At 67.2% G+C, this 17,936-nt stretch carries 19 protein-coding genes; 15 read left to right on the top strand and 4 right to left on the bottom strand.

What is annotated here, in order from left to right; genetic code table 11:
• Positions 1-38 precede the first annotated feature (38 nt).
• Genes N415_RS23185 through ugpC form a run of 5 tightly spaced genes read left to right on the top strand, consistent with a single transcriptional unit; the run spans position 39 to position 5,165 of the window.
• Positions 39-1,034 (top strand): sigma-70 family RNA polymerase sigma factor, encoded by a 996-nt coding sequence (locus N415_RS23185; RefSeq protein WP_068187116.1) that lies wholly within the window; start codon positions 39-41, stop codon positions 1,032-1,034.
• Positions 1,024-2,346: a sugar ABC transporter substrate-binding protein gene (locus tag N415_RS23180; RefSeq protein WP_068187110.1), complete on the top strand. Its 1,323-nt coding sequence runs from the start codon at positions 1,024-1,026 to the stop codon at positions 2,344-2,346. The genes N415_RS23185 and N415_RS23180 overlap by 11 nt, the downstream gene beginning before the upstream one ends.
• Positions 2,343-3,254, top strand: coding sequence for a sugar ABC transporter permease (locus N415_RS23175; RefSeq protein WP_068187105.1), 912 nt, complete (start codon positions 2,343-2,345; stop codon positions 3,252-3,254). The genes N415_RS23180 and N415_RS23175 overlap by 4 nt, the downstream gene beginning before the upstream one ends.
• Complete coding sequence (locus N415_RS23170) at positions 3,241-4,083, top strand: carbohydrate ABC transporter permease (RefSeq protein WP_068187103.1); 843 nt, start codon at positions 3,241-3,243, stop codon at positions 4,081-4,083. The genes N415_RS23175 and N415_RS23170 overlap by 14 nt, the downstream gene beginning before the upstream one ends.
• A 2-nt stretch (positions 4,084-4,085) precedes the next feature.
• Positions 4,086-5,165: a sn-glycerol-3-phosphate ABC transporter ATP-binding protein UgpC gene (gene ugpC, locus N415_RS23165; protein WP_068187101.1), complete on the top strand. Its 1,080-nt coding sequence runs from the start codon at positions 4,086-4,088 to the stop codon at positions 5,163-5,165.
• Positions 5,166-5,169: 4 nt separating this feature from the next.
• Here the strand turns inward: ugpC and N415_RS23160 are convergent, their stop codons facing one another.
• Entirely contained in the window at positions 5,170-5,457 is a 288-nt protein-coding gene (locus N415_RS23160) for a DUF3349 domain-containing protein (RefSeq protein WP_068187193.1), read from the bottom strand.
• Positions 5,458-5,729: 272 nt separating this feature from the next.
• Between N415_RS23160 and N415_RS23155 the strand changes: the two genes are divergently transcribed.
• The 10 genes from N415_RS23155 (at position 5,730) to N415_RS23115 (ending at position 14,243) form a co-directional block, all read left to right on the top strand.
• A complete protein-coding gene (locus N415_RS23155) occupies positions 5,730-6,425 on the top strand; it encodes a rhomboid family intramembrane serine protease (protein WP_068187098.1) in 696 nt (231 codons plus the stop codon).
• Entirely contained in the window at positions 6,425-7,300 is an 876-nt protein-coding gene (locus N415_RS33395) for a hypothetical protein (RefSeq protein ID WP_343203466.1), read from the top strand. Before N415_RS23155 ends, N415_RS33395 begins: the two co-directional genes overlap by 1 nt.
• Complete coding sequence (locus tag N415_RS33390; RefSeq protein WP_343203465.1) at positions 7,236-8,522, top strand: hypothetical protein; 1,287 nt, start codon at positions 7,236-7,238, stop codon at positions 8,520-8,522. Before N415_RS33395 ends, N415_RS33390 begins: the two co-directional genes overlap by 65 nt.
• Before the next feature lie 35 nt (positions 8,523-8,557).
• Entirely contained in the window at positions 8,558-9,391 is an 834-nt protein-coding gene (locus tag N415_RS23145) for a DUF3097 domain-containing protein (protein WP_068187097.1), read from the top strand.
• A gap of 326 nt (positions 9,392-9,717) precedes the next feature.
• The gene (locus N415_RS23140; protein WP_068187094.1) at positions 9,718-10,242 is read left to right on the top strand and encodes an OsmC family protein; all 525 of its coding nucleotides are present in this window, start codon (positions 9,718-9,720) and stop codon (positions 10,240-10,242) included.
• Positions 10,243-10,284: 42 nt separating this feature from the next.
• On the top strand, positions 10,285-11,361 hold the full coding sequence (locus N415_RS23135) for an acyl-CoA dehydrogenase family protein (RefSeq protein ID WP_068187093.1): 1,077 nt from the start codon (positions 10,285-10,287) through the stop codon (positions 11,359-11,361).
• Between the two features lie 10 nt (positions 11,362-11,371).
• Positions 11,372-12,001, top strand: coding sequence for an RNA polymerase sigma factor (locus N415_RS23130; RefSeq protein WP_068187090.1), 630 nt, complete (start codon positions 11,372-11,374; stop codon positions 11,999-12,001).
• Positions 11,998-12,267 (top strand): hypothetical protein, encoded by a 270-nt coding sequence (locus N415_RS23125; RefSeq protein WP_068187088.1) that lies wholly within the window; start codon positions 11,998-12,000, stop codon positions 12,265-12,267. The genes N415_RS23130 and N415_RS23125 overlap by 4 nt, the downstream gene beginning before the upstream one ends.
• On the top strand, positions 12,264-13,187 hold the full coding sequence (locus tag N415_RS23120) for a formate/nitrite transporter family protein (RefSeq protein ID WP_068187086.1): 924 nt from the start codon (positions 12,264-12,266) through the stop codon (positions 13,185-13,187). The genes N415_RS23125 and N415_RS23120 overlap by 4 nt, the downstream gene beginning before the upstream one ends.
• A 180-nt stretch (positions 13,188-13,367) precedes the next feature.
• Positions 13,368-14,243 (top strand): universal stress protein, encoded by an 876-nt coding sequence (locus N415_RS23115; RefSeq protein ID WP_068187082.1) that lies wholly within the window; start codon positions 13,368-13,370, stop codon positions 14,241-14,243.
• Positions 14,244-14,329: 86 nt separating this feature from the next.
• On the opposite strand, the gene N415_RS23110 is transcribed toward N415_RS23115, so the two are convergent.
• Genes N415_RS23110 through N415_RS23100 form a run of 3 tightly spaced genes read right to left on the bottom strand, consistent with a single transcriptional unit; the run spans position 14,330 to position 17,924 of the window.
• Entirely contained in the window at positions 14,330-15,856 is a 1,527-nt protein-coding gene (locus N415_RS23110) for a bifunctional 3-(3-hydroxy-phenyl)propionate/3-hydroxycinnamic acid hydroxylase (protein WP_068187080.1), read from the bottom strand.
• Positions 15,853-16,797 (bottom strand): fumarylacetoacetate hydrolase family protein, encoded by a 945-nt coding sequence (locus tag N415_RS23105; protein ID WP_068187078.1) that lies wholly within the window; start codon positions 16,795-16,797, stop codon positions 15,853-15,855. The genes N415_RS23110 and N415_RS23105 overlap by 4 nt, the downstream gene beginning before the upstream one ends.
• Positions 16,794-17,924, bottom strand: coding sequence for a VOC family protein (locus tag N415_RS23100; protein WP_068187191.1), 1,131 nt, complete (start codon positions 17,922-17,924; stop codon positions 16,794-16,796). The genes N415_RS23105 and N415_RS23100 overlap by 4 nt, the downstream gene beginning before the upstream one ends.
• Positions 17,925-17,936: the final 12 nt, after the last annotated feature.

Below are 17,936 nucleotides of genomic sequence, written 5' to 3'. Positions count from 1 at the left end.
TCACCGTCTTGACGACTCCCGCGCGGAAAAGGTGACCCATGAGCGCACCAAAGGATCTGGCGGATCTCGCCCAGCGGTTCGACGCGGACCGACGACACCTGAGGTCGGTCGCGTTTCAGCTGCTCGGCTCCGTGGCCGACGCCGACGACGCCGTCCAGTCGGCGTGGCTGAAGGCCAGCGGCACGGCTTTTGACGGCATCCGCAACCTGACCGGCTGGTTCACCACGGTCACCGCCCACGCGGCCATCGACCAGCTCCGGGCGCGGGGGCGGCGCGCCGAGCGACCGTTCGGCGATCCCACCGAGCTCGACCGGCTTAACGGGGCCGCGGCGGCCCCGGCGGACGAGGACGCGCTGCTCGCGGACTCGGTCGGCAGCGCCATGCTCGTCGTGCTCGACCGGCTCTCACCCGCGGAGCGGGTGGCGTTCGTGCTGCACGACGTGTTCGCCATGCCGTTCGAGGAGGTCGCCGGCCTCCTGGACCGCTCGCCGGCCGCGGCGAAGAAGCTGGCAAGCCGGGCCCGGGCACGCCTGCACGCCCGTCCGGCGATCGAACCGGCCCGTGCGGTCGAGCACCAAGCGGTCGTCGAGGCGTTTCTGGCGGCGTCGCGCGGCGGCGATATCGCCGCCCTGCTCGAGGTGCTGGCGCCCGACGTGGTGCGCCGGGTCGATGCGGCGCTGGTCCCCGCTGACGTGCCCACCGAAGTGCGCGGGGCGAGGGAGGTCGCCGAGGAAACCCGCCGCTTCACCCGCCGCGCGCGGACGGGCGTGGTGCTGCTCATCGACGGCGTCCCGGGCATCGTCCTCGCACCCCGCGGTCGCGCGCTGGCCATGCTTCGGATCGGCGTCGGCCCTGACAACCGCATCCACAGCATCGACATCACCGGCGACCCCGACCGGCTGCGCCGGGCCGTTCTCGCGCTGCCGAGTGAGCCGCCGCGCCAACACCTCAGCCCGATCGGGCGCCAGGGCGATCCCAAACGGCCCGCGCCGGGGGCCGCTAACGGGCAACATCGGGAGCACCATGCTCGATAAGCCGTTCGGCCGGCGAAGCCTGCTGCGGGGAGCCGGTGCGCTCACCGCGGTCTCGCTGACGCCCTGGGCGGCCGGCTGCGCCCCCGACGACGACGCGCTGACTTTCTTCTTCGCGGCGAACCCGGACGAGCGAGATCGCAGGATGCGCATCGTCGAGGAGTTTCAGCGCCGCCACCCCGACATCAAGGTTCGGGCGGTGTTATCCGCTCCGGGCGTGATGCAGCAGCTATCAACCTTTTGCGCGGGCGGCAAGTGTCCGGATGTGATGATGGCGTGGGAATTGACCTACGCCGAACTGGCCGCCCGGGGCGTTTTGCTCGACCTCAACACCATGCTGACTCGAGATCCAAGTTTCGCGGCGGAACTGAAGTCGGACAGCATCCCGTCGCTATATGACACCTTCGCGTTCGAGGGTGGCCAGTACGCGCTCCCGGAACAGTGGTCCGGAAACTACCTCTTCTACAACAAACGGCTTTTCGCCGAGGCCGGGCTGCCGGCGCCACCCGGAACCTGGGAGCGGGCGTGGAGTTTCGAAGAATTTCTGAATACCGCGACCGCTCTCACCAAGCGGGGTGGTTCCGGGCGCGCCACGCAGTGGGGCTTCGTCAACATGTGGTTCTCGTACTACTCGGCCGGGCTGTTCGCCATGAACAACGGCGTGCCGTGGGCCACCCCGCTGAAGAACCCGACCCACTTCAACTTCGGCGACGACGCCTTCATCGAGGCGGTGCAGTTCTACGCCGACCTGTCAAACAAACACCGGGTCGCGCCGGACGCATCCGAGGTGCAATCGATGTCCACCCCGGACCTGTTCGCGGCGGGCAAAGCGGCGATCGGGCTGGGTGGCCACTGGCGATACCAGACGTTTCTTCGAGCCGACGGCCTGGATTTCGACGTCACCCCGTTGCCAGTGGGGCCGCGCCGGCAGGGGCAGTCGGCGCGCTCCAATATCGGTTCCACCGGGCTGGCCATCTCCGCGAGCAGTCCGCGAAAGGAGCAGGCATGGGAGTTCGTGAAATTCGCGACCGGTCCGGTTGGCCAGGCGTTGACCGGTGAATCCACGTTGTTCGTGCCGGTGCTGCGCTCGGCGCTCAACTCAACCGGATTCGCCGAATCACACCACAGAATCGACAATCTCGCCGTGCTCACCCAGGGGCCGGCGTATTCCGACGGGTTGCCGGTTACCCCAGCGTGGGAAAAGATCGTTGCCCTGATGGACCGCGACTTCGGGCCCGTGCTGCGAGGATCCCGGCCGGCGACGTCGCTGACCGCGCTGCCGCCCTCGCTCGACGACGTGCTGCGCACCTCATGACATCGGCGTCCGGTCCCTCCCGGCGACGCGCCCGCGCCGGTCGCCTGTTCGTCGCGCCCAACCTCGCCGCGGTCGCGGTGTTCATGCTGTTTCCGCTCGGCTTCTCGCTCTACATGAGCTTTCAGCAGTGGGACGTCTTCAGGCCGCCGAAATTCGTGGGCTTCAAGAACTTCCGAGAGCTGTTCACGTCTGACCCGCTGTTTCTGATCGCCATCCGCAACACCGTGATCTTCACCCTCGGCACCGTCGTGCCGACCGTCCTGGTCAGCCTCGTCGTGGCCGGCGTGCTGAACCGAAAGGTCAAGGGCATCGGTGTTTTCCGCACGATCGTCTTCCTGCCGCTGGCCATCTCGTCGGTGGTGATGGCGGTCGTGTGGCAGTTCGTCTTCAACACCGACAACGGGTTGCTCAACATCATGCTCGGCTGGGTCGGGATCGGGCCGATCCCATGGCTGGTCGACCCCAAGTGGGCCATGGCTTCGTTATGCATCGTCAGCGTCTGGCGCAGCGTGCCGTTCGCCACCGTCATCCTGCTCGCGGCGATGCAGGGGGTTCCCGAAAGCGTCTACGAGGCGGCCAGGATCGACGGCGCGGGCGAGACACGGCAATTCGTGTTCATCACGGTGCCGCTGATCCGCGGGGCGATCTCTTTCGTGGTGGTCATCTCGGTCATCCACGCGTTCCAGGCGTTTGACATGGTCTACGTCCTCAACGGCGCGAACGGTGGGCCCGAAAGCGCCACCTATGTGCTGGGCATCATGCTGTTCCAGCACGCGTTCTCGTTCCTGGAATTCGGCTACGCGTCGGCGCTGGCCTGGGTCATGTTCGCGATCCTGCTGGTGCTGACCGTGGTGCAGTTGCGCCTGGCGCGGCAGCGTTCTTTGGAGGCTTCCGGTGGTCTTGGCTGAGCGGGTGTTCAAGCGCAACGTGTTTCGCGCCGTCCTCGTGTACACGGCGCTGACCGCGATCGCCTGGTGCTGGCTGTTCCCGATCGCGTGGGCCGTGTCCGGCTCACTGAAAAGGGAAGGCGAGGTGACCGAGCCCAGGCTGTTGCCGGCCCATCCGCGGTGGTCCAACTACACCGAGGTGTTCTCGCTGATGCCGTTCTGGCGCATGTTTTTCAACACCGTGCTGTACGCCGGATGCGTCACGGCCGGGCAGGTCTTCTTCTGCTCGCTGGCCGGATACGCGTTCGCGCGACTGCAGTTTCGCGGCCGGGAGGCGTTGTTCGTCCTGTACCTGGGCACGCTGATGGTTCCGCTGACCGTCACGGTGATCCCGCAGTTCATCCTGATGCGGACACTGGGTTGGGTGGACACGCCGTGGGCGATGATCGTGCCGGGCTTGTTCGGCAGCGCCTTCGGCACCTATCTCATGCGGCAGTTCTTCCGCACGCTGCCAACCGATCTCGAGGAGGCGGCGATCCTGGACGGTTGTTCGCCATGGCAGATCTACTGGCGCATCCTGCTGCCGCACGCGAGGCCGGCGGTGCTGGTGCTCGCGGTGCTCACCTGGGTCAACGTGTGGAACGACTTCCTGTGGCCGCTGCTGATGATTCAGCGCAACAGCCTGGCGACGCTGACGCTCGGCCTGGTCAGGTTGCGCGGCGAATACGTCGCCCGCTGGCCGGTGATCATGGCCACCTCCATGCTGATCATGGTGCCGCTGGTCGTCATCTACGCCTTCGCCCAGCGCTCCTTCGTCCGGGGCATCGCCGTCACCGGAATGAACGGATAGCCATGGCATCGGTCAGTTTCGAGCAGGCGACGCGGCGCTATCCGGGCACGGATCGACCCGCCCTGGACGGCCTCGATCTCGACGTCGGCGACGGCGAATTCGTCGTCCTGGTCGGACCGTCCGGCTGCGGCAAGACGACCTCGCTGCGGATGGTTGCCGGACTGGAAACGCTGGACGCCGGGCGCATCCGGATCGGGGACCGCGACGTCACCAACGTCGACCCCAAGGACCGCGACGTGGCGATGGTCTTTCAGAATTACGCGCTCTACCCGCACATGACGGTGGCGCAGAACATGGGCTTCGCGCTCAAGATCGCCAAAACCCCGAAAGCCGAGATCAGCGAGCGGGTGCTGGCCGCGGCGAAACTGCTTGACCTGCAGCCGTATCTGGGTCGCAAGCCCAAAGACCTGTCCGGCGGGCAGCGCCAGCGGGTCGCGATGGGCCGTGCGATCGTGCGGCGCCCGCAGGTCTTCCTGATGGACGAGCCGTTGAGCAACCTCGACGCCAAACTGCGCGTGCAGACCCGCAACCAGATCGCCGCGCTGCAGCGGCGGCTCGGCACCACCACCGTGTACGTCACCCACGACCAGGTGGAGGCCATGACCATGGGGGATCGGGTCGCCGTCCTGTGCGATGGGGTGCTGCAACAGTTTGCGACACCGCGCGAGCTCTACCGCAACCCCGAGAACGTCTTCGTCGCGGGGTTCATCGGGTCCCCGGCGATGAACCTGTTCACCCTCCCCGTCGTCGACTCCTCGGTGTCGCTGGGGGACTGGCCGATCCGGGTGCCGCGCGAAATCGACGGCGCCGCAGACGAGGTCGGCCAGATCGTTGTCGGGGTCCGCCCCGAACACTTCGAACTGGGCGGCCTCGGCGTCGAGATGGAAGTGGACGTGGTCGAGGAGCTCGGGGCCGACGCCTATCTCTACGGCCGAATCACGGGTTCCGGCAAGGTGATCAGCCAGCCTGTCGTCGCGCGCGCCGACGGGCGTCATCCACCGGAAAAGGGCAGCCGCGTGCGCCTACACCCCGAACCCGGGCACTTGCACTTCTTCGGCACCGATGGCCGAAGGATTTGTTGAGCGGCTATGCGCTGGCGCACCCGATCGCGTGCAGCCGACGCTGCACGCGCGCGATGTCGTCGTCGGAGGGCATCGCGTTGGTGACGTGCGTGATCGCCACCCCGACGTCGGCGCTGCTGATCGGCGCACATCTACGCATGATGAGTTCTCTTGTGATGGTGTTGATCTCGTCGTTCGAGACGCGCCGGTGCGACAAAGCCGCCAGCGACGCGTAACCGGTCGCCGGCATGCCGGTGGGGTACCCGGCGCGCAAAAAAGCGACAATGCTCGACACCCAATGGGACAGGTCCATAACGTCCACCTCGCTCACCGCCACACGCTGTGCATTAGCGGCACTTAGCAACCTAGCAGCGGCAACGCAATCAGCCCGGTAAGGCCACGCAGTTACTTACGACAATTTATGGATTTCTCATGCTTACGGCCGAATCCTTAACGCTTTGGCCGTTATGGACCAGCACAGGCGCGAGGCGCGGATGCTGTTATTAATAACAATGACTATCGCGCGGCCGAGCGCGACGATGGTCACGCCAGCACCCGCGCCGAATGCCAAAGGGAGTCGCCCGGATGATCCCCTATTCCGACGGTATCCCGGCCCGCAGGTTTCCCATCGTGAACTCCACGCTGATCGCGATCAACTTCGCGGTGTTTCTGTTCTACGAATTGCCGAACGGGGATGCCGCGATTGACCGGGCGTCGTTTTATCCATGCAACGTCGACGGTGCCTGCCACGTCGGCGTCCCCTGGGGGTACGGCTGGATCACGGCGATGTTCCTGCATGCCGGCTGGGATCACATCCTCGGCAACATGCTGTTCCTGCTGATCTTCGGCAAGAACGTCGAGGATGCTTTCGGACGGCTCGGCTACCTACTCCTGTACTTCGCCGGGGGGTTCGTCGCCACCATGACGCAGACGGCCATGACCCTGTTCTTCGGCTCGGCCTCCGATGCGCGAGTACCGACACTCGGTGCCAGCGGCGCGATCGCGGCCGTGCTGGGCGCTTATCTGGTCCTCTACCCGAGCTCGCGTATCAGCACCTTCATCGGGTGGATCCCGGTCGGCATCCCCGCCTGGGTGTTCCTGGGTGGCTGGTTTCTCTACCAGTTTTTCGAGGGCAACTCCTCGCTCGTCCAACCCAAGGCCGGCGGCAGCGGCGTCGCTTTCTTCGCCCACGTCGGCGGATTCGTCTTCGGTTTCCTGGTAACACGAGTGCTGATCGGTGCCGATCGACTCGGGGTTCGGCAACCCCAGGGGAGTGGATGATGACACCGAAAATCGTGCCGGGCCGGCCCGACGCGCTCGGCGCCACACCCGATGCCGGGGGCACCAATTTTGCGGTCGCATCCGGCGGTGACGAGGTGACACTGTGCCTGTTCGACGCTGACGGAGCCGAGACGCAGCTGGTGATGCCCGACCGCGACGGCGACGTCTGGCACGGCTTCGTGCCGGGTATCGCGCCAGGACAGGCCTACGGATTTCGGGTCAGCGGCCCCTTCGACCCCGGCCGCGGGCTGCGCTACAACCCGGCCAAGCTACTGCTGGACCCCTACGCACGCGCAATCGCGGGCGATGTGCGCTTCGGACCGGAGGTCGTCGGTCACTCGCTGGAAAATCCCGCGGCGCCAAGCCCTCTGGACTCGGCACAGCATGTGCCGCGCAGCCTGGTTTGTGCGGCGCTCCCGCCCTTGACCGCACCCAAGCCCCAGCATGCGCTCGCCGACAGCATTCTCTACGAGGTTCACGTTCGCGGATTCACCGCAAGCCATCCCGGCGTGCCCGAGGAACTGCGCGGTACCTATGCGGGCCTTGCCCATGATGCGGCGCTTCAGCACCTGACCGACCTTGGCGTCACCGCGGTGGAACTGTTGCCCGTCCATCGCAGCGTGCCCGAGCAGTTCCTCGTCGACCGGGGCCTGACGAACTACTGGGGGTACAACACGATCGGGTTCTTTGCGCCGCAGGCGAACTACTCTGCCGCGGCGCGCGCCGGCCAATCGGGCGCCGAAGTCGAAGAATTTCGCGCAATGGTCGACGCGCTGCACGCCGCCCGGTTTGGAAGTGATTCTCGACGTGGTGTTCAACCACACGGCCGAGGGCGGAGCGGGCGGGCCCACCCTGTCCTTCCGCGGGCTCTATAACCCCGCCTACTACCGGCTCGTTCCGGGCGAGGAGAGCAGCTACTACGACACGACCGGGACCGGCAATTCGTTGAACACCGGCAACCCCACGACGCTGCGGTTGATCATGGACTCCCTTCGCTATTGGTTGTCGCAGATGGGCGTTGACGGCTTTCGGTTCGACCTGGCGGCCACCCTCGGCCGCGGGGGTGGCGCCTTCGACCCGGTGTCCGCCTTCTTCGATGTGATCGGTCAAGACCCGGTGATTTCGCGGGCAAAGCTGATCGCCGAACCCTGGGACGTCGGTCAGATGGACAGCTATGCGGTGGGCCGATTTCCGCCGCTGTGGAGCGAATGGAACGGACGCTTCCGCGACACCGTTCGCGACTGGTGGCGCAGCCACGACGCGCTGCTGGCGGACTTCGCGTCCCGGCTGTGTGCCTCGTCGGACATCTACGGCGATCGTGCCGAGGGGCGACGCCCGAGTGCATCGGTCAACTTCGTCACCGTGCACGACGGATTCACGCTGCGCGACCTCGTCTCCTACGACCAGAAACACAACGAGGCGAACGGCGAAAACAACCGCGACGGCACCGACGACAACCGGTCATGGAACTGCGGGGTGGAGGGGGCGACCGACGATCCCGATGTATTGGCCCTGCGCGCACGCCAACAGCGCGCGTTCCTGCTGACCCTGCTGCTGTCCGGCGGGGTCCCGATGCTGCTGGGTGGCGACGAACTCGGCCGCACCCAGCGCGGCAACAACAACGCCTACTGCCAGGACAACGAGATCACCTGGTTCGACTGGTCCGCGCGCGACGACGACCTCATCGGGTTCACCACCGACCTCATCGCGCTGCGCCGCCGTCATCCCGTGTTCCGCCGGCACCGCTTCCTCATCGGTCCGGCTGCGGCGGACCTGCGCTGGTTCACGCCGGCCGGCGCCGATATGACCCCCCAGGACTGGGCGGATCCCCTCGCACGCAGCATCGCGTTGTTCATCGACGGCACAACGGATCCCGACGTCGCCCCCGATGGCACCCCGATGGTCGACGATGACTTCCTGGTATTCGTCAACGCCTGGTGGGAGCCGTTGACCTTCTCCGTTCCGGCAGATCTTGCGCTCCTGCCGTGGGACATCGCGTGCGACTCCTTCGACCCCGGGCGAACCGGACGCGCCGGGCAACAGATAGAAGTCGGGCCGCGGTCCGCGGTGGTCCTGCGATCCGCTGGCGCGCCGTAACCCCGGTTGGCCGCAACGCTTCCTAGTATTGCCGGGTGGTCGATCGCTACGGAACGGATGTCCTCGCCTCGGGTCGGCGCAAACCCCGCTCCACGGAGCACCCGGCCGAGCTCGGCCTGGTGGTCGAGGACGTCGAAACCGGCTACGTAGGGGCGGTGGTGCGGGTCGAATACGGCCGCGTCTACCTGGAGGACCGGCACGGTCACACCCGCGGCTTTCCGCTCGGCCCAGGCTTTTTGCTCGAGGGACGCCCGGTGATCCTCACCGTGCCGCGCCGCGCGGCGCCCGCTGCAGCGGGTAGGACGGCGTCCGGCTCCGTCGCGGTGCCCGGCGCGCGTGCCCGGGTCGCCCGGGCCGGCCGGATCTACGTCGAGGGCCGCCATGACGCCGAACTGATCGCGCAGGTGTGGGGCGACGACCTGCGCATCGAGGGCGTCGTCGTCGAGCATCTCGGTGGCATAGACGATCTGGCGGGCATCGTGGCCGAGTTCGCGCCCGGCCCCGGACGCCGGCTCGGCGTGCTCGTCGATCACCTCGTCGCGGGTTCGAAGGAGACCCGGATCGCCGAGGCGGTACGCCGGGGACCGGGCGGCCGCGACACCCTGGTCGTCGGCCACCCCTACGTCGACATCTGGCAGGCCGTGAAGCCGCAGCGGCTCGGCCTGGCGGCCTGGCCCGAGGTTCCGCGGAACGTCGCGTGGAAGCACGGCTGCGCGGCGCTCGGCCTGCCGCATACCAACCAGGCCGACATCGCCCGGGCGTGGCGGCGCATCCGCTCGACCGTGCGCGACTGGAACGACCTGGAACCGGCGCTCATTGGCCGCGTCGAGGAGCTCATCGACTTCGTCACGCAACCGCCCGGGCCCTGAACCTTCCGACGGAAAAGATCCGCGGGATTTTATTCGCGCGCCGAACCCAACCGGCGGGCCCGACCTGCCCGACGCATGCTGGCGCCCCCACCAACTAGCTACCTCAGAGCGGCGATGTCCGGCCGAGGAAGCCCACGACATCGGGCAGAGTCGGTTCATCCGGGCAACACCGCGCCGGTGCGCGCGATCGTCGGCGGCCGCGCTGTTTCGGGCAAGTGACGTGCCGTCTCGCCGGTGCGGGGCGAGCGCGCCCGCCGTCACGCATCGCTCCGGGAGCGCACTAAATCCGTGGAGACGCAATCATTCGCGGGAAACGGAGGACGTTCATGACCGACGCGCTCGTCATCGATGCCGAAGGGCTCGACCGGCTGTCGTGTAATGCCAAGGCCAACCCCGACACCGGCAAGAAGACTCTGAAGGCGAAGACGGTCTGTGAAGCGGGGTTCCGCAACATGACCTACGTGCGCGGTCTCGCGCCGATGCTGGTGGGCGAACCGCCGGCGCTGCTGGGCGACGACTCGGCGCCCAACCCGTCAGAAACGGCCCTGGCGGCCCTGGGGTCGTGCGTGTCGGTCGGCCTGCTCGCCAACGCCACCCACCGCGGGGTGACCTTGACCAAGATCCAGGTCGAGATGGAGGGCGACATCGACATCTCCGCGGTGTGGGGGGTCGGCGACACCCCGGAGGGCAAACGCCTCGGCTTCAGCGCGGTTCGCTGCAAAGTCACCCTCGCCGGCGATGCCGACGACGCGGTCCTCAAACAGATCCACGACAACGCGATCGCCTGGTCGCCGGTGGTCAGCACGTTCCGCAACCCGGTGACCGTGGACTCGACACTGGTCACCGAATAGGCATCCGACGGGAAGTTTCACTGTGGCAAAGGTATTGACGAAATGACGGCGACGTTGGGGCCTACGGTCCGCCGGCTGGAGGTCGAACTGCTGGAAGACATCCGCGCCCACGCCGGGGCGTTGGACGCCGGCGAGCATCACGCGCGCCGCAGTTTCGCCGCGCTCGGCGCGGCCGGCCTGCTGGGGATCGGCGCACCGGGCAATGCCGACGGCAGGCTGCCCGAGATGGCGGACGTCGTGCGGCGGATCTCCGGGGAGTGCATGAGCACCGGTTTCTCGGTGTGGGCGCACCGAATGGCCTTGGAGTATCTGCTCAGCGCCGCAACCCCTTTCAGCATCGCGGCTGCGCGGCCGCTAATCGCCGGAACCGTGCCGGGGGTCACGGCCATGGCATCGGCCTTCAAGGAAGCGGCGGGCTGCGGCAGCCTGGAGCTTACGGCCGCACCGGTCGGCGGCGGTTACGAATTGTCCGGTCCGATCAGGTGGGCCAGCAACCTCTACCCGGACTCGACGATGGTCACCGCCGCGCGGACCGACGCCGGCGAAAAACTCATCGTGGCACTGCCGTTGGACACACCCGGGGTGGTCGTGGGGGAGCACTTCGACCTGTTGGCGCTGGGGAGCACGGCGTCGTCGTATCTGAATCTGCAGTCCGCGTACGTTCCCGTGCAGCAGGTGTTGTCGCGCGACTTCGATGGGTTTCTGCGTACCGTGCGCCCGACCTTCCTTGTGTTGCAGTCGGCCATGTGCCTGGGGCTGACGAGAGCCGCGGTGGAGCAGAGCAGGCTGGGGCTGACGGGGGTCAACGCTGTATTCGCCGCAGACGTCGAACGCGTCGCGGAGAAGCTCGCCTCGGCGGAGGCGACGCTGGCAAGGTTGGCGGCAGCGGTCGGCGGGGCTGAGACGTCACAGACGCCGACGAAGAAAGAGCTGCTGTCGCTGCGGCTCACCGCAGCCGAACTTGCCGGCGCCGGCGCCGATCTGGAGATCCGGACCGCCGGGGGCAAGGGCTACGCCAGTAGGACCTCGGCGAGTCGCCGATACCGGGAAGCAGCGTTCATTCCCGTGCAGTCCCCGTCGGAAGCGCAACTGCGCTGGGAACTCGCCAGATGCTCCTGAGTGAGGGTCGATGGTGACTCCGGTCGCGCTGCCCCCCGAGGGCACCGAGTCTGAACACCTGGTCGGCGGAATTCCGCTGGCCAGTTTGGTGCGCGACTTCCACCGGCCGATGGTGAACTTCGCTCGCACCATGGTCAATTCGACGACGGTGGCCGAAGAAGCGGTCCAGGAAGCGTGGGTGCAGGTCCTGCAGTCGTCCGATTCGTTCGAGGGCCGTTCCTCGGTGCGCACCTGGTTGTTCGGGATCGTCAAGAACACCGCATCGCGGTACCGGCGGCGTGAGTCACGGATCCGCGACCACGAGGTCCTGGCAGCCACCGACGCTGAAGCCATCGATCCACTGGCGGGTCGCATGCACCCCGTTGGTCACCCCGACGCCGGGCACTGGAGCTCGCCGCCGTCGCATCGCTTCCTGCCCGAGGATCAAACGGTGGCAGGCGAACTCGTCGGGCTGGTGCGCGCCGCGCTGGATGCGTTGCCGGAGCGGCAGAAACAACTAATCATCCTGCGCGACCTCGTCGGCGCATCGGCCGAAGAGGCGGCCGGCATCCTTCAGCTGTCCGCCGAGGCGCAGCGCGCCCTGCTCTATCGCGCCCGTGGAAACCTCCGAAATGAATTGGAAAGGCGGTATCAAGGATGACCGTCTACGACCACACGGTCCCCGCCATCGACTGCGTCGACTTCGTGCGGCTGGTCGACGAACTCGTCGATTCCGATCCCGCGGGATGGGGACCGATCGTCGCCAAGCACCTCGATGACTGCCCTCCGTGCCTGGTCTATCTGCAGCAGATGCTCGACCTCAAGATCCTGCTCAACCACGTTTTCGAGGGGGAGAAGCTCAGCGACGAGCACGTTGCCGGGGTCATCCACGCGATCCACGACTTTCCGAAAGGCCGACACGAATGACGATCGACACGCAAGCGCCGCAGTTGGAAAGGCAAGTCACGGCGGGAGACACGCTGCTCTCCTTGTCTTCCGGCACGCCCGGCGCCGCGACCAAGGGCCCCACCGAGGATCCGTTCGAGCCGCTGAGCGTGGGCGCGATGGTGGACCGGGTGGCCGCCATGGCGGTGGAAAAGGCCGCACATCCGTTGGCGTTCTTCGTCCGTTCCGTGGTCGGCGGCGCGATGGTGGCCTTCGGGGTGCTGCTCGCGCTGGTCGTGAGCACCGGCGTGAAAACCCCGGGGGTGGCGAGCCTGCTGATGGGCCTGGCGTTCGGCATGTCCTTCGTGCTGATCCTGGTGTCGGGCATGTCGCTGATCACCGCGGACATGGCCGCGGGGCTGCTAGCCGTGCTGAAACGCGCCATGAGCGTTCGCGGCTACGCGTGGCTGGTTGGCGTCGGCCTCATCGGCAATATCGCCGGTGCGTTTGTGTTCGTCACGCTCTGCGGTGCCGCCGGCGGGCCGTATCTGGGTGCCTTCGCCGAGCGCGCGGCAACCGTCGGCGCCCTGAAGGCCGGCCAGCCGGTCGGCACCGCGCTGTTGCTGGCCGTGGTGTGCACCTGGTTCCTGCAGACCGCCATGTGCATGTTCTTCAAGGCCCGCAGCGACGTCGCGCGGATGGCATTCGCGTTCTACGGGCCGTTCGCGTTTGTGATCGGCGGCACCCAGCACGTGATCGCGAACGTCGGCTTTCTCGGGCTTCCCTTGTTGCTCAATCTGTTTCATCACGCCGCACCGCGCGCCGGCATCAGCTGGGGCTTCGGCCACGACGGCTTGCTCACCAACATCGGTGTCACCACCGTGGGGAATCTGATCGGCGGCACCGTCTTCGTGGCGTTGCCCTTCTGGATCATCGCGCGGCTTCAGCGTCGCCAAACCTGAACGGCCTCCGATTAACGAATGAATGGGCGGTTACCGCTGGACGACTTTCGTCGGCTGAGTCAGCCAACGGCCCCAATGGGTTTCACCGACTGTCCTCCGTCCCAGGTTGTTGAGGACTAAAGCCTCACTACCGACACCCCCGCCTCCCGATAGCGTCGCTGGTGACGAAGGGAGAACCAAGTGTCTGAATCCGTGAAACGTCTGGGCATCGTCGTCGCGGTCGACGGCTCGCCCGCAGCGAACACCGCAGCGTGCTGGGCGGCACGCGAGGCGACGATGAGGAACGTTCCGCTGACCGTCGTCCACGCGGTGGCGACGCCCACCGCGACCTGGCCGCCGGTCCCGTACCCGGAGTCCCTGGCGATAAGGCTGGAGGACGACGGCAAGAAGGCCATCATGCACGCCATCAAGATCGCCGAGGACGCGATGCCGGAGGACGGAAAGGTCGCCATCGGGCGGGAATTGGTATATGCCGCCCCGGCGACCACCCTGATCGAAATGTCCAATGACGCCGAAATGGTCGTTGTGGGCACCTCCGGACGGGGCTTGTTGGCGCGCGGCGTGCTCGGTTCGGTCAGCTCGACCGTAGTGCGGCATGCCAGTTGTCCGGTGGCGGTCGTCCGTGACGAGGACCTACCGGGCCAGGACGCTCCCGTCCTGGTGGGCATCGACGGCTCTCGGACGTCCGAACACGCAACCGAGCTGGCTTTCGACGAGGCGTCTCGTCGGGGCGTTGACCTGGTCGCGTTGCACGCATGGAGTGACGTCACGACCGAGGTGCCGTTCTTGGATTGGGCGACCGTGGAGGAGGAGGGGCAGCGCAGCCTCGGCGAAGCCCTGGCGGGCTGGGGCGAACGCTATCCGGACGTGACGGTCCGACGCGTGATCGTGCGCGACCGGCCGGCGCACCACCTCATCGAAGCGGCCGAATCCGCGCAGCTTGTCGTCGTGGGCAGCCACGGCCGAGGCGGTCTCACAGGGGTGCTGCTGGGCTCCGTCAGCAACACGCTCCTGCACTCGGTCCGCATTCCGGTGATCGTCGCCAAGCCGGCATAGCTGTCGCGGCGCCTTCCCTACCGCGAGCAGACGCAGACTCGCACGCGGAACCCGCTCGCAGTGCGATTCTGCGTCTGCTCGGCAGTTCAGCCGGCGTGCAGGACGGTGGCGGCCCACGCACATATTGCCGCCTGGTCGCGGCCCGCGCGCATGACGGTCCGGTCCGGGCGCACCAACGCCGCCGTGGCTCGGCCACCGCGCAGCCACGAGTCGAGCCCGCCGCCGGGCTCGGCAACCACGACGGCGACGCCGCGGCGCCCGAGGAGCGCTTGCTCCTCGGCGCCGGGGAGACTCGTGGTGATCAGTGCGAACCCGGCGCCGATGACGTCGTCGAGCCGCTGACCGTTGGGCAGCAACGGGTTCGGGCACAGAGTGCCGGCGAGCTGGCGCGGCCGACGGGATTTGCGCACCAGCGCGGAAGCCCGCAGCGGCGGTGTCGTCGAGTCGACCACCTTGTCGCGCAGGCCGGGGATCAGCCGCAGCCTGGGCAGCACCAGGCGACGCGCCAGATCGCCGGCGCGGCCGCCGCCGGTCATCGCCCAGCCGACGCCCAGCGCAAGGTGGATCATGTGCCGGGTATGCGGCTTGCGTTCCTGCTCATAGGAATCGAGAACGCCTGCATCGAGGGTGCCATTGTGGACCGCGGCGATCTTCCAGGCCAGGTTGGCGGCGTCCCGCATTCCGGCGCACAAGCCCTGTCCGATGAACGGGGGAGTGAGATGCGCCGCGTCACCGAGGATGAAGACGTTGCCGCGCCGCCACCGATCCGCGATCTGCGCCCGGAACGTGTACTCCGTAACCCGCAAGAGCGTCATCTCGGAGTCGGCAACCTCGGCGATCCAGGACGCGATCAATGGTCGCAATGACTCCAACGTGCCGAACTGCTCGGCGCTTTCGCCGTCCAGCAATCGGAACTCCCACCGGTAGCGGGCCGCTCCGATGCGCATGTAGGTCCCGGCGCGCACCGGGTCGCACACCTGGTGGACGCCGTCCCATTGGTGCAGGTCGGAGTCGCTGGCGATGTCGACCACGAGCCACCGCTGCTCAAACTTCAAATCCCGCATGGCCGAGCCGATTTCGGTGCGCACGATGCTCTTGGCGCCGTCGCAGCCCAACACGTAGTCCGCGTCGACGTGGTGCACCCGGCCGTCGGTTGTGTCCGTGAACGTGACTCGGGCTCCCGGTCCGCTGTCGCTCACTGCAGTGACCTCGACATTCCCGCGCAACTGGGCGTTCGGATACCGCTTGAGGTTCGCGCGGAGCAGCGCCTCGAACTCCGGTTGGTCGAACATGTTGGCCTGCGGAAAACCGTTCCGGCTCTGGGAGGGCTCGCGGTGGAACTCGCCGAGCACCCGGAACCGGTTGTCCACCAAGCGCAATCCGAGGGTGGGCCGCGAAATCGTCGCGAACTCGTCGGCCATGCCGAGCCGCGCGATGATGCGATAGATCTCGTCGTCCAAGTGCACGGCCCGCGGCTGCGGGTACACGTCGGGCCAGCGGTCGAGGATAAGGCTGTCGACCCCGCCCTGCGCCAGCAGGGTGGCGGCCGTGATCCCGGTCGGTCCGGCGCCGACGATCACCACCGGAACATGCGGAACAACGTTGTCGCTCATTTGAATCGAACCTCGTTGCGCTGTGCGCCGAGGTCGATGGCCCCGTCGTCGGTCGCGACCGAAGCCTCCACGACGTCGCCGTCGTTGAGGTACTTGGGGTTGCCGGCCTGACCTTTGAAGAACATCTTCCATTTCACGGCGGGCGGCAACAGGTTCGAGATCATCTGCACCGGCTTCGGCGGGGCGCTGAGCGCGGTGCCGACCGGGGTGCCGGTGAGCACTAGGTCGCCGGGAGCGAGTTCCTGAAACTGGGTGAGCGATCGCAGCGCTTCCAGCGGCCGATACAGCATGTCGCCCTCGACGAGCGCGTTTTGCCGCTCCTGGCCGTTGACGCTCAGCCGCAGCCGCAGGTCGCCGAACCGGTTGAGCTCCTCGGCGGTCAGCAGCACCAGCTCCGGACCGACCGGCGTGAACGTCGGGTACGACTTGGCCTCGTAGAACTGGGTTTGGGGAAGCTGGATGTCGCGCGCGGAAACATCGTTCGTCACCACCAGCCCGGCGATGAATTCGGCGAGGTTGTCCTCGGAAATGGTTGCGCCGATGGGGACTTCGCGGCCAATGACCAGCCCGATCTCCACCTCGTAGTCGAGGAACCTGACGTGCGGGGGTTTGACGATCTCGTCGAACGGACCGGTGATCGACGCGGACGCCTTGCGGAAGAAGGTCAGCGGAATGGACGCCGGGTCCATGCCGGCATCCTTGACGTGCGACGCGAAGTTGGTCATCTGCGCGATCACCCGGCACGGGCGGGTGATGGGGGAGACCAATGCCAGGCTGTCCAGCGCGACGGGCTCGCCGCCGGCGGCCGCGATGGCGGCGCGGTCGGCCAGCAGGGCCGCGGTACTGGTGGCGTCGGTGTCGATCTTCACGGCGCCGTCCGGGGTCTTGAGCCACCAGGCGGGGCCGGCTTCAGAGGCGGTGCGCAGCACGGAAATTGTCATGAGGTGGGTACTTTCAGTAGGCCGGCGAGGCGGTTGACATCGAATTCGTTGCGTGCGCGTAGCGCGGTGATCATCGAAATCACTTCGTGGCGCGCGGATTTCAGGTCTGTTCCGAGGAAGTCCTTGGTCGCCGGCGGCCCCCACTGGGCCAGTCCGGACGCGGTGAAGGCCGCCCAGCCCGGGTCCAGGGTGTTGTCGAAGAGGTCGCCGTCGGCGAAGTGCTCGACCAGGAATCCGTCGGGATCGCGCCAGTAGTCGAAGATTTGACTGCCCTGGATGTGCCTGCCGATTCCCCAGGATCGGACATAGCCACGGTCCTTGAGGTATTCGCCGCCGGCGGCCAGCGCGTCCAGGTCGCTGACCTGGTAGGCCGAGTGCACGTAACGGTTGGCCGGCCCGAGGGCCAGCGCCAGCGTGTGGTGATCGGCGGGGGTCGATCCTCGATCGCAGCGGATGAAGCTCATGGTCGGTCCGCGGCGGCGCTGGCCCGGGAAGTACAGAAAGTCGCTGACGATCATCCCCAGGTTGTCGAGGTACCAGTTCAGCGTCTCGAGATACTTCGTCGACTGCAGCACCAGGTGCCCCAGCCGCTCGATGCGTGCGGGCACGCGCGGGGGACGCTGGCCGGCGTTGGTCCGCCGCACGCCGCAGCCGAAGTTGAAAGCGTGTACCGGCTGGCCGGGCAGCTCGGGCAACTCGTGCATGCCGGCGACGACGCGCACCGGCATGCCGCTGGGATCGACCAGGTCGGCCGACAGGCCGCCGATGGTCTCCGGCAGCGCCCGTACGGGAGCACCGGTTGTGTCGGCGAGCCGCAGCACGTCGGCCTCGTCGCAGGCCCGGAAGGCCACGCCGGTGAAGCGCGTGCGCGGGCCCCGGCGCAGGATCACGCACGGTCCGCCCGCGCGGGTGCCGCGCAGGTGTAGCTCGTCGGGGTCGTTCCGCGCGGTCTGGAAGCCGAAGGCCCGGGCGAACGCCTCGGCGCGGGTCAGGTCGGGCTTGTCGAACTCCAACCAGGCGATGTCGGCGACCTTGATCACCGGATTGCTGGACCGGCCCGGGTGCTCGCCGCGCAGCGCGCCTTTCTCGCTGTGCAGATTTCGGTGGGGGTTTTTCGTCAGGTTCATCGCCATCTCCAA

Source organism: Mycobacterium sp. UM_CSW (genome assembly GCF_000455205.1).
In the GTDB taxonomy this organism is placed as follows: Bacteria; Actinomycetota; Actinomycetes; order Mycobacteriales; family Mycobacteriaceae; genus Mycobacterium.
The sequence above is the reverse complement of the archived record's forward strand: the minus strand, read 5'-3'. Positions and strand labels throughout refer to the sequence as shown.

What these genes read in the sequence shown, in the direction of transcription:
- N415_RS23185 (WP_068187116.1), top strand. Translation starts at nt 39, where the DNA reads ATGAGCGCACCAAAGGATCTGGCGGATCTCGCCCAGCGGTTCGACGCG.
- N415_RS23180 (WP_068187110.1), top strand. Translation starts at nt 1,024, where the DNA reads ATGCTCGATAAGCCGTTCGGCCGGCGAAGCCTGCTGCGGGGAGCCGGT.
- N415_RS23175 (WP_068187105.1), top strand. Translation starts at nt 2,343, where the DNA reads ATGACATCGGCGTCCGGTCCCTCCCGGCGACGCGCCCGCGCCGGTCGC.
- ugpC (WP_068187101.1), top strand. Translation starts at nt 4,086, where the DNA reads ATGGCATCGGTCAGTTTCGAGCAGGCGACGCGGCGCTATCCGGGCACG.
- N415_RS23160 (WP_068187193.1), bottom strand. Translation starts at nt 5,457, where the DNA reads ATGGACCTGTCCCATTGGGTGTCGAGCATTGTCGCTTTTTTGCGCGCC.
- N415_RS23155 (WP_068187098.1), top strand. Translation starts at nt 5,730, where the DNA reads ATGATCCCCTATTCCGACGGTATCCCGGCCCGCAGGTTTCCCATCGTG.
- N415_RS33395 (WP_343203466.1), top strand. Translation starts at nt 6,425, where the DNA reads ATGACACCGAAAATCGTGCCGGGCCGGCCCGACGCGCTCGGCGCCACA.
- N415_RS23140 (WP_068187094.1), top strand. Translation starts at nt 9,718, where the DNA reads ATGACCGACGCGCTCGTCATCGATGCCGAAGGGCTCGACCGGCTGTCG.
- N415_RS23135 (WP_068187093.1), top strand. Translation starts at nt 10,285, where the DNA reads ATGACGGCGACGTTGGGGCCTACGGTCCGCCGGCTGGAGGTCGAACTG.
- N415_RS23130 (WP_068187090.1), top strand. Translation starts at nt 11,372, where the DNA reads ATGGTGACTCCGGTCGCGCTGCCCCCCGAGGGCACCGAGTCTGAACAC.
- N415_RS23125 (WP_068187088.1), top strand. Translation starts at nt 11,998, where the DNA reads ATGACCGTCTACGACCACACGGTCCCCGCCATCGACTGCGTCGACTTC.
- N415_RS23120 (WP_068187086.1), top strand. Translation starts at nt 12,264, where the DNA reads ATGACGATCGACACGCAAGCGCCGCAGTTGGAAAGGCAAGTCACGGCG.
- N415_RS23110 (WP_068187080.1), bottom strand. Translation starts at nt 15,856, where the DNA reads ATGAGCGACAACGTTGTTCCGCATGTTCCGGTGGTGATCGTCGGCGCC.
- N415_RS23105 (WP_068187078.1), bottom strand. Translation starts at nt 16,797, where the DNA reads ATGACAATTTCCGTGCTGCGCACCGCCTCTGAAGCCGGCCCCGCCTGG.
- N415_RS23100 (WP_068187191.1), bottom strand. Translation starts at nt 17,924, where the DNA reads ATGAACCTGACGAAAAACCCCCACCGAAATCTGCACAGCGAGAAAGGC.